The following is a 12,147-nucleotide window of genomic DNA, read 5'->3' as shown; positions in this document are numbered from 1 at the left end:
TTATGGACATCGTGATGAAAATTTCCAATCGGTTCCGAATCGTTGCTGCGGCGTTCGCGCTGTGCGCGTTGCTGCCGGCTACTGCGCTTGCACAGTGGGAGGTGGTCGACAACGATGGAAACACAAAGCTCGACGATGCGAACAAAAAGCTCGACAATATCCGTAAAGATCACAATCTCGGCGCAAAGCCGAAGCAAAATGCAAGCGGCGAGGAAGTCGAAAAGCCAAAGGAAAAGCTCGTAAAGAGGCAAGACGACGAGGGCGTTTCGCAATGTGCGAAATCCACGTCGGGTACGTCTGTTTCCAGCGAACAGCAGAAGACCTGCGAGATCATCGCGCGTACACGCAACTCGCAGTACAACTATATGGTCGCGATGTACGAAATCACGGAGAAGCGGTTGAAGCGCCTTCGTGAAATCGAGCAAGAGCGTCAGGGTCTTCAGCCGGAACAAATCGGCAAACTCGAAGACAACACCAACAAGCTGATCGCACTGAAGACGTTGATGGACATCGACCGCCAACAGACCGAGGCGGCGATGTTCGCCTACGAAAAGCGCATTGCATTTCTGAACGATGTGCAGTCGGCCGGAGCGCGGGCAGCGATGAATGGCCAGAGACCGCCATCGGCGGACGGAACGCAGGCCGGTGGTTTGTTCCCGGGTTGGGAAGGGCTGGGAGACATAGCGAGCAAAATGATTGGCGGTGCGGTCATGACGGGAGCGCTGGAAACCGCAAAGTCGTCGAAACCCGATGGGTTCCAAAAATTGAACATCGATTGATGATTCGCATTGTGCCGATTCCTTTTTGAGCGGATCGGTTCGTAGGAATTGCATTCAGCGATGAATGCGCTGCGCCATGGAGTAGTTTATGCCGGATGTGACCAGCTTGTTGAGTAACCTTGGCAATTATGCGTTATTTACGCTCATCAACAACTTCTTGCGTGACGAGATCGACTATTTTCAGTGGTCGCTCTTGATCCGCATGTCGTGGTGGGTGACAGTGACGGCGATGAGCGCGTTGACGGTGTGGGTGCTGTTCAAGGGTTACCAGGTGGCCACGGGCCAGTCGCGGCAATCGGCGATGGAGTTGGTGGTGACGGCGCTGCGCGCGTCGCTGATTGTCGGTGTGGCGATGGGCATGGTGTCGGCGGCCAAGCCGCATGGAGACGAGACCAGCCTGTACTGGCGGGCGACGGACGGGCTGAGCAGCGCGATCGTGAAGACGGTGACGGGGAGTTCGGACAGCCCGTACAAGGAGATCGACAAGAACCTGGCGCTGATGCAGGTGGGGATGACGATCATCGACCAGATCAATACGGCTGGGGATCCGGAGCGTGACAAGGAGAAGGATCGGGCGCGGATGTTCTCGGGCATAGGGATGGCCGGTCCGGGCGTGGTGGGCGGTTCGCTGTTGCTGCTGAACAAGCTGGCGATCGCGTTGTTCATCGGCTTTGGGCCGTTGTTCATCCTGTGCCTGCTATTTGATGCGACGAAGTCGTTGTTCCAGAAGTGGTTGCTGTACGGGATCGGGACGATGTTTTCGTTGTCGGTGCTGACGTTCACGGTGAGCCTGGCGACGAAGGTGACGACGGCGGTAGCGGCGGGTTTCATTGCGAAGTGGGCGGCCACCAATGGCACAGCAGGCGAGGGCGTGATGAGCATGGCGTTGCAGCAGGGAGGGATCGGGTTGGTACTGAGCACGCTGATCCTGGCCGCGCCGCCGATGGCGGCGGCGTTCTTCCAGGGCACGCTGGGGCAGTTCAATGCGTATTCGCAGCTGGGTCAGGCCGGCAAGGATCCAGCGACGGGGCGGCCTTATACGCCGCAGGAGCCTAGCAAAAACTCGCAAGGTGGTTCCGAGAATGTGCAGAAGTATGAGGCTAATGCTTTGGATAATCTAAACAGGACACCTAGTACCCAGGTCCAAGTAGCTGCACCTGGAAGTCGCGGAGCACACGGCAATAATGGGTAATTTTTATGAATAAAAGAACTAATTTAATTTTTATTTCTATTGTGTGGTGTTGCTTTTGCTTGGATGCAAGCGGGCAGACTCGCTGCCCAGTCGGAGTACAAGCAGGAAGCAGCCAGTGTCTACCAGACGATGAAGACGCTGCTCCCGCTCGTCCCACTGGTGAATGGATAAAGACGTGGGGCGCATTAGCTGCATCCAATGAAGCGCATGGATCATGGTCGACCACTGGAAAGTTCACCGAAGAAGATGCGCGTCGAGATGTATTAGATAGGTGCTATGAAACCGGTGCGTCGGATTGCGGTGTGATCACGACGTATTTTAATCAGTGTATTGCTGCCGTTGGCTCTGGTGAATCTGGTATCAGTATTGGTAAGGGAAAAGATGAGTCTGCTGCTAAAAGTTTTGCACTAAAGGAATGTGGGAAGCATGGGGGGGGGTGCGTAGTTAAATTTTCTGAGTGCACGGATCCTTTCTTCAAAAAATATTGAGCGGCGAAATTGGTGGTGCTGATTTCTTAAAGTGCTGACTGTTTGAAAATGCCCTTAATTTGGTGATTCTATGTTGCGCAATCTTCTTCTGGTTTTTCTATTTTTATCTTCATCGGGATGCACTTCTCCTGTTGAGTCGTCAGTTATTGATTCAAAACAGAGGGTTTCTGTTGCCGCAGATAATTCCTCTGCAGTGAAGGCTTCAAAAAAAAATAAAGATTCGATCTCCATTTTTGATAATTTTAAAAAGGGCATGTCTTACGGAGATTTAAGAAAGCTTGCCCTGACTAATGGCTGGCTTGCTAAACCTCATTCCTCTTGCAAGCAGGGAGTGGTCGGCGCTGCGTTTGAGAAAGTTTGCTCATCCAACCCCAAGCGCTGTGAAGCTTGCGAATTGGCCCCTGAGTTGAGTGAATGCAGTGGAGATGGATATTGCCTTATGGAGTTTGCTGATGCTGATGGTGGCAAATTGCTGGCAGTTGCGACTTATGGAGAAATTGAGGATGTACTAGTGACAGGGAAGGACTCGCGGCTTCAAGTCACTTCATGGGAAGTTAAGTCTGTAAAATAGCGATTGGTGTTAATTCATAAGGAGGATTTATGAGCAGTCCGTTAGCTGATCTAATCCAGCGTGGCGAGTCTGGGCGTATAGGATATAACGCTTACAATCGTGGTGCCTATCTCGGCGATGATGGGCGCGAGCGCGTCCGTGGAAGTGATGGCCCTATAGATTTCTCTGCAATGACAGTTGGTCAGGTGATGGATGCTCAGGCACTGCCAAGAGGTGATGAGCAACGATTATTTGCGGTGGGTAGATACCAAGTGATACCCGGCACAATGAAAGATGCTGTGGATTTGCTGGGTATCGAACGTTCCAAGGCGATGACGCCCGACGTACAAGATAAAATTTTCTCCGATTATCTTATGTCGCAGAAACGGCCTGCCATAAGGGAATACATAACCGGCCAGACTGGTGCGACACTTCATGATGCGCAAAAGGCGTTATCACAGGAGTGGGCAAGTATCGCTAACCCTGATACAGGGAGAAGCTATTACCCTGGTGGTGCGAATCATTCCTCCATTACTAATACGGAGACAGCGCAGGCGCTAAATGCGATGCGTGAGTCTTATTCTAAAGCGATCCAGAGCGGTTTGTCTCCAGACGATGCTTGGCGACAGATCAACTCCCAGCCCGCGCAACAATTGTCGGCACCATCGCATTCCCAGCGTGCCGAGCCGATGGCCGATGGCAAGCTCGAACCAGGCGAACGTGGCGACGCCGTCAAGCAGATGCAGGGCCAGCTCGCGCAACTCGGCCTGACCGGCCGCGATGGCAAACCCTTGCATCCAGACGGCGACTTCGGCCCGAACACCCGCTACGCTGTGGAACAGTTCCAGCGCGAGCATGGTTTGCATGTGGATGGCGTCGTCGGCCGCAATACCCGCGCGGCGCTGGATCAGGCCGTGGCGCAGCATGCGCCGACGCAGCAAACCGCAACGCCTCAGTCCGCCGCTGTAGCCGCAGCGCCATTACTGTCGGACCCCAGCCATCCGCAGCATGCCTTGTACTCGGGTTCGGTACGCGAACTGGAAAAGCTCGGCGAGCACGGCGGTTTCGCCAATCGCCAGGCTTTGGAGCAGGCGGCCGGGCAGATGGCGTTCGAGGCCAAGGTCAGCGGTCTTGATCGGATCGATCATGTCTTGCCGAGCAAAGACGGCCGTGGCTTGATCGCGGTCCAGGGTGAACTGAACGATCCGGCGATGCATCGCGTGTACGTCGATCGCGAGCAGGCGCAGGTGCAGCCGTTGCAGGAGAGCACGCGGCAGATGGCCGAGGAAGTGCAGCGGCAGTCGCAGACGCAGCAGGGCGAAGCGAGAGCGCCAGCGGCGATGACGCGTTAGGGCTTGCGCTATGAGCAGACCAACGGCGCCTTGAGCGCCGTTGGTTGCCGCTGTGCGCAGACGCGGCTACAGTTGATCTTGGTCCGCGACCACTGATTCGTCTAGCTGCTTCTTCCTGCTGTTCGCTCCTGATCCGCATGTCGTGGTGGGTGACAGTGACGGCGATGAGCGCGTTGACGGTGTGGGTGCTGTTCAAGGGTTACCAGGTGGCCACGGGCCAGTCGCGGCAATCGGCGATGGAGTTGGTGGTGACGGCGCTACGTGCGTCGCTGATTGTCGGTGTGGCGATGGGCATGGTGTCGGCGGCCAAGCCGCATGGAGACGAGACCAGCCTGTACTGGCGGGCGACGGACGGGCTGAGCAGCGCGATCGTGAAGACGGTGACGGGGACGTCGGACAGCCCGTACAAGGAGATCGACAAGAACCTGGCGTTGATGCAGGTGGGGATGACGATCATCGACCAGATCAATACGGCTGGGGATCCGGAGCGTGACAAGGAGAAGGATCGGGCGCGGATGTTCTCGGGCATAGGGATGGCCGGTCCGGGCGTGGTGGGCGGTTCGCTGTTGCTGCTGAACAAGCTGGCGATCGCGTTGTTCATCGGCTTTGGGCCGTTGTTCATCCTGTGCCTGCTATTTGATGCGACGAAGTCGTTGTTCCAGAAGTGGTTGCTGTACGGGATCGGGACGATGTTTTCGTTGTCGGTGCTGACGTTCACGGTGAGCCTGGCGACGAAGGTGACGACGGCGGTGGCGGCGGGTTTCATTGCGAAGTGGGCGGCCACCAATGGCACAGCAGGCGAGGGCGTGATGAGCATGGCGTTGCAGCAGGGAGGCATCGGGTTGGTCTTGAGCACGCTGATCCTGACCGCGCCGCCGATGGCGGCGGCGTTCTTCCAGGGCACGCTGGGGCAGTTCAATGCGTATTCGCAGCTGGGGCAGGTAGGCAAGGATCCGGCGACGGGGCAGCCTTATACGCCGCAGGCGCCTGGCTACGATTCATCTTCAAGAACTACTCATGACTATAATCCGTCTCAGTCCATCAATACTCATAGCTCAAGACAGCCACAGTTTGCATCTGATACAGGATCACAGACAGGTGGCGGCAGGTTGAGAAACGCTGATTCAAGTTAATTTTTTTGGAGAGATTGTCTTGAAAATTATATTTGGCGTGTGTTTTTATCTTTCTTTATGCTTTTGTGCATATGCTCAAACTGCCTGTCCCGTTGGTGTTACTGCGGGCAGTTCTCAATGCTTGCCCGATTCTGACTCTTCTTCTCAGCCGAGTCGACCAACAGGTGAATGGATCAAAACATGGGGTGCAATCGCCAGTTCTTCAAGTGGGGATATTGGAAGTAGTAAAGGTAAATTCTCCGAACAAGAGGCTAAAGATAACGCGCTAAGATTGTGCGCAAATTTTGGAAATTCAGATTGCGAGATCGTGACTACATATAAAAACCAGTGCGTAGCAGTAGTAAGAGCTGCTGATGGCCGTACTGGTGGAAAAATTGTCACAGCTGGAAGTGAAAATAGTGCAAAGGATAGCGCTCTCAGTCAGTGTAAAAAGTCTTCTGGTGGTGAATGCTCTGTAGTCGGTACGGACTGTTCAAAACCTTACTTTAGAAAATATTGAGATCTTCAGCCGATTTCGCTTTTTCGCGAGCATGGCCTAGAGTTGGATGGTGTTTTCGGCTTACTTGTGCGGTGCTTAATCAAGCGATCGCACAGCATACATTCGCTCAGCACTCTGCGGCAGTGTTGCTGCCGCTGTTTTCAGACCTAAATGATCAACAGTATCCTTTGTACCCTGGTGCACTTCGCGAATCGGAAGCTCTAGCCGGTTGCTGAAATACCAATTTGGATCTGACAAACCCAGAACGGTGAGCAGTCTCCTGTGAATTCTGCGTCCTCTGCGGACATAGGATGCCGGAGATTCCACGCAGAAGCCCCTAAACGGTGTATCTCGAGACGACAGTCATAGATCCTGTGAAATTTTTCAGCAGCCTGCTAGTCGAACGCGGCAGCTTTGCCCATGATCGCGAATTGGAGCAGTTGGCGGGTCAGATAACGTTTTATGCTAAAATCAGTGGCCTGGAAAACGGAAAAATTATACTTAGGCTTTAATATTAAATTCTTGAGGTGATTTTGGATTTATGAATAAAAATAAATTCCCTGTTTTTGCTTTCTTTATTTCTTTTTTTCTTTTATCGTGTCAAGAGAAAAAAGTAAATTCTACTGCTAATGAAGCTCAGGGGTTGGCAGAAAATAAATATCACATCGACGGTGTAGAGTCAGTTCAACACACGGAAGGAAATTCACATAGACAAGTTCCACTTGACAAGGGGGCGCTTGACTCCATTGTCAAGGCCGTTCTGAACTCTGCCTATGGAGCTGCTAATTTCGACTCGTCGCGAGGCTGTTGGCGTCATTCCTTTCAGGCTGGCGGCGATTCAATGGATTATTGTATGGTTGCTGCTACGCCTTATGTTATCAATAGCGGTGATGGCGCTAGGATTTATTTGCAGACCCATAGCGATCCGCAAGCTGGAATTTATTCTCAGGTTGATCCCGGTTTAGAGGGACTTTTCTTTATTGGCCTGGGTGCTAATCAGAAATGGACCGCTCTTGCCTCTAGTCCTGCGATCGATATGGGCCAAGCGGGGGATTGTGGTTGTAGTGATAGTAAGGTGATAGACGTAGGTCCTAACATTCATGGATGGTTATCCACAGTAGGTGGAGTATGGCAGGGAGTGCAGGTGACTCGTTACTCGCTCCAGGTGCCAATGGGTGGAAAAATTCGCGATGTATCAGAAATTCCTCGTGTTAGCGAGAATTCTCCGGATGAGAGTAATGCGTTAGAAGTTGATCGCGATGGTAAAGTGGTTGCGGGAATGTACCCAATAAAAGTTACCCAAACTCGTGCAGGTAATGTGCTAGGAACGCGTTTGGTTAGTTATGATGAAAGAAAGGGAGTCTACCCATGGGATCCTTGATTTTCAAATAAAAATTTCTTACAAGGAGAGAGTGTATGGCAAGGATTGATGATCGGTGGGTTGAGCATCGGCAGGAATTAGTAGATGCCGCGCGTGGCGCTGGTATAGATCCTGGCGTGATGGTGAAAATTACTGGCTTTGAATCAGGGTTCAACCCTCAGGCAAGGCCGGTGGCAACCACTAATCCCCAGAATAATACCGTAAGACAGTTTGACGGGACAATGGCAATCTCGTCAGCTTATGGATATGGTCAGTTTTTGGATGGAACTTGGCAGCAGATGATCAATGCCTATGGCGAGAAGTATGGTGTTGAAAATGCTGCGAATCTGACCCGTTCGCAGACCAATTCGCCGGAGTTGCGCCAGGATACACGTCTGCAAGCAGCGATGCTGGCTGAGTTTACACGCGAAAATATCGATCGTGCTTCTCGATATGGTGGCGCAGACGTCGCTGCAAATGTTTATGCAATGCATAACCTGGGCGTTGGCGACGGCTCTAGATTCTTGCAAGCCGTGCATGATCATCCAGATGCTAAGGTAAACACTGTGCTGAGTGCCCAGGTTATCAGAGGAAATGCCTCCCTCTATGGTGATGGGAATATTACTAATGCCCAGGCGTATGCAGCTATGGGGCGGCAAATGGATAAATATGCCGGCTATGCTGAGGGTGTAAAAAACCTGCCGCCAGATCATCAATCTAGGCATCCAGTGCAAGGGTCGCCGCATCAGACGCATCATTCGATTAATATCTTTAAGCTTGAACAAGGGCAGCATGGGCAGCCTGTAGAGCAGTTACAGCATCAGCTTTCTCAGCTCGGCCTGACTGGCCGCGACGGCAAACCCTTGCATCCAGACGGCGACTTCGGCCCGAACACCCGCTACGCTGTGGAACAGTTCCAGCGCGAGCATGGTTTGCATGTGGATGGCGTCGTCGGCCGCAATACCCGCGCGGCGCTGGATCAGGCCGTGGCGCAGCATGCGCCGGCACAGCAAACCGCAACGCCGCAGTCGACGGCCGCAGCGCCATTACTGTCCGACCCCAGCCATCCGCAGCATGCCTTGTACTCGGGTTCGGTACGCGAACTGGAAAAGCTCGGCGAGCGCGTCGGTTTCGCCAATCGCCAGGCCTTGGAGCAGGCGGCCGGGCAGATGGCGTTCGAGGCCAAGGTCAGCGGTCTTGATCGGATCGATCATGTCTTGCCGAGCAAAGACGGTCGTGGCTTGATCGCAGTCCAGGGTGAACTGAACGATCCGGCGATGCATCGCGTGTACGTCGATCGCGAGCAGGCGCAGGTGCAACCGTTGCAGGAGAGCACGCGGCAGATGAGCGAGGAAGTGCAGCGGCAGTCGCAGACGCAGCAGAGCGAAGCGAGAGCGCCAGCGGCGATGACGCGTTAGGGCTTGCGCTATAAGCTGACCAACGGCGCCTTGAGCGCCGTTGGTTGGCGCTGTGCGCAGACGTGGCTGCAGTTGATCTTGGTCCGCGACCACTGATTCTTCTAGCTGCTTCTTCCTGCTGTTCGCTCCTGATCCGCATGTCGTGGTGGGTGACAGTGACGGCGATGAGCGCGTTGACGGTGTGGGTGCTGTTCAAGGGTTACCAGGTGGCCACGGGCCAGTCGCGGCAATCGGCGATGGAGTTGGTGGTGACGGCGCTGCGCGCGTCGCTGATTGTCGGTGTGGCGATGGGCATGGTGTCGGCGGCCAAGCCGCATGGAGACGAGACCAGCCTGTACTGGCAGGCGACGGACGGGCTGAGCAGCGCGATCGTGAAGACGGTGACGGGGAATTCGGACAGCCCGTACAAGGAGATCGACAAGAACCTGACGTTGATGCAGGTGGGGATGACGATCATCGACCAGCCAGCAATGGCGCTGGATCAGGCGCAGTGCAGGCCGAGGGATTCGGGGACGTGCGGCTGCGGCGTTGCCGACGCTGCGAATTCACAATCCCGCCAAATGGGTTACCATTTGGTGATTCTTCAATGCGGAACTACGGGTGGCCCGCGGCAACGCCGGCCGAGCGTGCGACATGAGCACTACCATCGCCCCAGCATGAAACCCCGTCCAAGGCTGTCCGAGCAGGCGCCCTTGTGGCGCCTTCTTTGTATCCCGTGCCTTGCGCCGCCGGCTTCCGGCGCGCGGCGGGAAACGTCCGCCCCGCCTCGCTTTCCTTCTTGCCGACTCCCATGATCACGATCACGCTTCCCGACGGCAGCCGCCGCGAATTCGAACACCCCGTCAGCCCCATGGACGTGGCCCAGTCCATCGGCCCGGGCCTGGCCAAGGCGACCATCGCCGGTCAGGTCGACGGCCGCCTGGTCGACGCCTGCGACCGCATCGAGCACGACGCCAGCCTGCGCCTCATCACCGCCAAGGACGCCGAGGGCGTGGAGATCATCCGCCACTCCTGCGCGCACCTGGTCGGCCATGCGGTCAAGCAGCTGTATCCCGAGGTCAAGATGGTGATCGGCCCGGTCATCGCCGAGGGCTTCTACTACGACATCTACAGCGAGCGCCCGTTCACCCCCGAGGACATGGCGGCGATCGAGCAGCGCATGCAGGAGCTGATCGCGCAGGACTATGACGTGGTCAAGAAAGTGACCCCGCGCGCCGAGGTGATCGAACTGTTCCGCCAGCGCGGCGAGGACTACAAGCTGCGCCTGATCGAGGACATGGCCGACGACGTCACCGCGATGGGCCTGTACTACCACCAGGAATACGTGGACATGTGCCGTGGTCCGCACGTGCCCAATACGCGCTTCCTCAAGGCGTTCAAGCTGACCCGCATCTCCGGCGCCTACTGGCGCGGCGATGCCAAGAACGAGCAGCTGCAGCGCATCTACGGCACCGCCTGGGCCGACAAGAAGCAGCTGGATGCCTACATCCTGCGCATGGAGGAAGCGGACAAGCGCGACCATCGCAAGATCGGCAAGCAGCAGGGCCTGTTCCATCTTCAGGAAGAAGGCCCGGGCCTGGTCTTCTGGCATCCGAAGGGCTGGTCGATCTGGCAGGTGGTCGAGCAGTACATGCGCAAGGTCTATCGCACCAGCGGCTATGGCGAGGTGCGCTGCCCGCAGATCCTGGACGTGTCGCTGTGGCAGAAATCCGGCCACTGGGACAACTACCAGGACAACATGTTCTTCACCGAGTCGGAGAAGCGCACCTACGCGGTCAAGCCGATGAACTGCCCGGGCCACGTGCAGGTGTTCAACCAGGGCCTGCACAGCTACCGCGACCTGCCGATCCGCTACGGCGAGTTCGGCGCCTGTCACCGCAACGAGCCGTCCGGCGCGCTGCACGGCATCCTGCGCGTGCGCGGTTTCACCCAGGACGATGGCCACATCTTCTGCACCGAAGCGCAGATCGAGGCCGAGGTCACCGCCTTCCATCTGCAGGCGCTGAAGGTCTATGCGGATTTCGGCTTCTCCGACATTTCGGTGAAGCTGGCGCTGCGCCCGGACAAGCGTATCGGGACCGACGAATTCTGGGACCGCACCGAGGAGACGCTGCGCCGCGCGCTGCGCGCGGTGAACGTGGAATGGGAGGAGCTGCCGGGCGAGGGCGCCTTCTACGCGCCCAAGATCGAGTACCACCTGAAGGACGCGATCGGCCGCACCTGGCAGCTGGGTACCATGCAGGTCGACTACTTCATGCCCGAGCGCCTCGGGGCCGAGTACGTGGACGAGCAGAGCCAGCGCCAAACCCCGGTCATGCTGCACCGGGCCATCGTCGGCTCGATGGAGCGGTTCATCGGGATCCTGATCGAACACCATGCCGGCGCGTTCCCGGCCTGGCTGTCGCCGGTGCAGGCAATGGTGATGAACATCACCGATGCCCAGGCCGACTATGTAGAGAGCGTGCGGAAACTCCTTGCAAATCAAGGGTTCCGCATCGAGGCCGATTTGCGGAACGAAAAAATCGGCTATAAGATTCGCGAACACACGCTGCAGCGGGTGCCTTACCTGCTGGTGGCGGGCGACCGCGAGAAGGAAAACGGCGCCATTGCAGTCCGCACGCGATCGGGGGAGGATCTGGGAACCATGTCGGTTGCCGCCTTCGCCGACCGGCTGCGCGCCGAGCAACTGGCGTAAGACAACCCCGATGCGGGCGGAGCCTCCCTCCGCGTCGGTCCGATTCCCCTGGGAGATTGCAACATCAGTACCCCTGACAACAAACAGAACCGCAAGAACCAAGAGATCCGTGTCCCGCGCGTTCGCGTGATCGGCAAGGACGGCGAGATGGTCGGCGTGTTGACCCGCGACGAAGCCTTGGCGCTGGCCGAAGAGGATGGGCTCGACCTGGTCGAGATCCAGCCGCAGGCCGATCCGCCGGTGTGCAAGATCATGGACTTCGGTAAGTTCAAGTTCGAGCAGCAGAAGAAGGCGAACGAAGCCAAGAAGAAGACCAAGCAGGTCGAGATCAAGGAAATCAAGTTCCGTCCGGTCACGGACGAGGGCGATTACCAGATCAAGCTGCGCAACATGCGCCGCTTCCTCGAAGAGGGCGACAAGGTCAAGGTCAACATCCGCTTCCGTGGCCGCGAGATGAGCCACCAGGAACTCGGGCGCGAAATGGCGTCGCGGATCGAGGCCGACCTCGGCGAAGACATCGTCATCGAATCGCGTCCGCGCCTGGAAGGCCGGCAGATGGTGATGATGATCGCGCCGAAGAAGCGCTGACCAGCCGCTCCAGATCGCGCCCCCGCCCATGCGCGGGAGCGCGGTCGCCACGGGCGCCCTTCGTGTGTCCCGATCGCCGCGCTCCGCCGCCGCGCTGTTGCCGCGTGGTCGCGC

The 12,147-nt window shown here is 56.6% G+C and carries 11 protein-coding genes and 1 pseudogene; all 12 read left to right on the top strand.

Annotated elements, in window-relative coordinates; genetic code table 11:
• The first annotated feature begins 2 nt into the window (after positions 1-2).
• The 12 genes and pseudogenes from KHF85_RS12215 to infC all read left to right on the top strand — a co-directional run bounded on the left by KHF85_RS12215 (position 3) and on the right by infC (position 12,033).
• Positions 3-779, top strand: coding sequence for a hypothetical protein (locus tag KHF85_RS12215; RefSeq protein ID WP_284566870.1), 777 nt, complete (start codon positions 3-5; stop codon positions 777-779).
• An 88-nt stretch (positions 780-867) separates the two neighbouring features.
• Positions 868-1,971, top strand: a complete 1,104-nt coding sequence (locus KHF85_RS12210) for a TrbL/VirB6 family protein (RefSeq protein ID WP_284566869.1) — start codon at positions 868-870, stop codon at positions 1,969-1,971.
• A 5-nt stretch (positions 1,972-1,976) separates the two neighbouring features.
• Complete coding sequence (locus KHF85_RS12205) at positions 1,977-2,459, top strand: DUF4189 domain-containing protein (protein ID WP_284566868.1); 483 nt, start codon at positions 1,977-1,979, stop codon at positions 2,457-2,459.
• 70 nt (positions 2,460-2,529) lie between these two features.
• On the top strand, positions 2,530-3,030 hold the full coding sequence (locus KHF85_RS12200; RefSeq protein WP_284566867.1) for a hypothetical protein: 501 nt from the start codon (positions 2,530-2,532) through the stop codon (positions 3,028-3,030).
• A 266-nt stretch (positions 3,031-3,296) separates the two neighbouring features.
• A complete protein-coding gene (locus tag KHF85_RS12195; RefSeq protein ID WP_284566866.1) occupies positions 3,297-4,361 on the top strand; it encodes a peptidoglycan-binding domain-containing protein in 1,065 nt (354 codons plus the stop codon).
• 125 nt (positions 4,362-4,486) lie between these two features.
• Positions 4,487-5,494 (top strand): annotated as a pseudogene (locus KHF85_RS12190) (type IV secretion system protein); the annotation flags it as partial.
• A 19-nt stretch (positions 5,495-5,513) separates the two neighbouring features.
• Positions 5,514-5,993: a DUF4189 domain-containing protein gene (locus KHF85_RS12185; RefSeq protein ID WP_284566865.1), complete on the top strand. Its 480-nt coding sequence runs from the start codon at positions 5,514-5,516 to the stop codon at positions 5,991-5,993.
• Positions 5,994-6,513: 520 nt separating this feature from the next.
• Complete coding sequence (locus KHF85_RS12180; protein WP_284566864.1) at positions 6,514-7,353, top strand: hypothetical protein; 840 nt, start codon at positions 6,514-6,516, stop codon at positions 7,351-7,353.
• Positions 7,354-7,388: 35 nt separating this feature from the next.
• Positions 7,389-8,750 (top strand): XVIPCD domain-containing protein, encoded by a 1,362-nt coding sequence (locus tag KHF85_RS12175; protein WP_284566863.1) that lies wholly within the window; start codon positions 7,389-7,391, stop codon positions 8,748-8,750.
• Between the two features lie 137 nt (positions 8,751-8,887).
• The gene (locus KHF85_RS12170) at positions 8,888-9,544 is read left to right on the top strand and encodes a type IV secretion system protein (RefSeq protein ID WP_284566862.1); all 657 of its coding nucleotides are present in this window, start codon (positions 8,888-8,890) and stop codon (positions 9,542-9,544) included.
• Entirely contained in the window at positions 9,541-11,445 is a 1,905-nt protein-coding gene (gene thrS / locus KHF85_RS12165; RefSeq protein ID WP_284566861.1) for a threonine--tRNA ligase, read from the top strand. The genes KHF85_RS12170 and thrS overlap by 4 nt, the downstream gene beginning before the upstream one ends.
• A gap of 48 nt (positions 11,446-11,493) precedes the next feature.
• Positions 11,494-12,033 (top strand): translation initiation factor IF-3, encoded by a 540-nt coding sequence (gene infC / locus KHF85_RS12160; protein ID WP_080601535.1) that lies wholly within the window; start codon positions 11,494-11,496, stop codon positions 12,031-12,033.
• Positions 12,034-12,147: the final 114 nt, after the last annotated feature.

Origin of the sequence: Xanthomonas graminis pv. graminis (genome assembly GCF_030168915.1) — a bacterium.
In the GTDB taxonomy this organism is placed as follows: Bacteria; Pseudomonadota; Gammaproteobacteria; order Xanthomonadales; family Xanthomonadaceae; genus Xanthomonas_A; species Xanthomonas_A translucens.
The sequence above is the reverse complement of the archived record's forward strand: the minus strand, read 5'-3'. Positions and strand labels throughout refer to the sequence as shown.

What these genes read in the sequence shown, in the direction of transcription:
- KHF85_RS12215 (WP_284566870.1), top strand. Translation starts at nt 3, where the DNA reads ATGGACATCGTGATGAAAATTTCCAATCGGTTCCGAATCGTTGCTGCG.
- KHF85_RS12210 (WP_284566869.1), top strand. Translation starts at nt 868, where the DNA reads ATGCCGGATGTGACCAGCTTGTTGAGTAACCTTGGCAATTATGCGTTA.
- KHF85_RS12205 (WP_284566868.1), top strand. Translation starts at nt 1,977, where the DNA reads ATGAATAAAAGAACTAATTTAATTTTTATTTCTATTGTGTGGTGTTGC.
- KHF85_RS12200 (WP_284566867.1), top strand. Translation starts at nt 2,530, where the DNA reads ATGTTGCGCAATCTTCTTCTGGTTTTTCTATTTTTATCTTCATCGGGA.
- KHF85_RS12195 (WP_284566866.1), top strand. Translation starts at nt 3,297, where the DNA reads ATGAAAGATGCTGTGGATTTGCTGGGTATCGAACGTTCCAAGGCGATG.
- KHF85_RS12180 (WP_284566864.1), top strand. Translation starts at nt 6,514, where the DNA reads ATGAATAAAAATAAATTCCCTGTTTTTGCTTTCTTTATTTCTTTTTTT.
- KHF85_RS12175 (WP_284566863.1), top strand. Translation starts at nt 7,389, where the DNA reads ATGGCAAGGATTGATGATCGGTGGGTTGAGCATCGGCAGGAATTAGTA.
- KHF85_RS12170 (WP_284566862.1), top strand. Translation starts at nt 8,888, where the DNA reads ATGTCGTGGTGGGTGACAGTGACGGCGATGAGCGCGTTGACGGTGTGG.
- thrS (WP_284566861.1), top strand. Translation starts at nt 9,541, where the DNA reads ATGATCACGATCACGCTTCCCGACGGCAGCCGCCGCGAATTCGAACAC.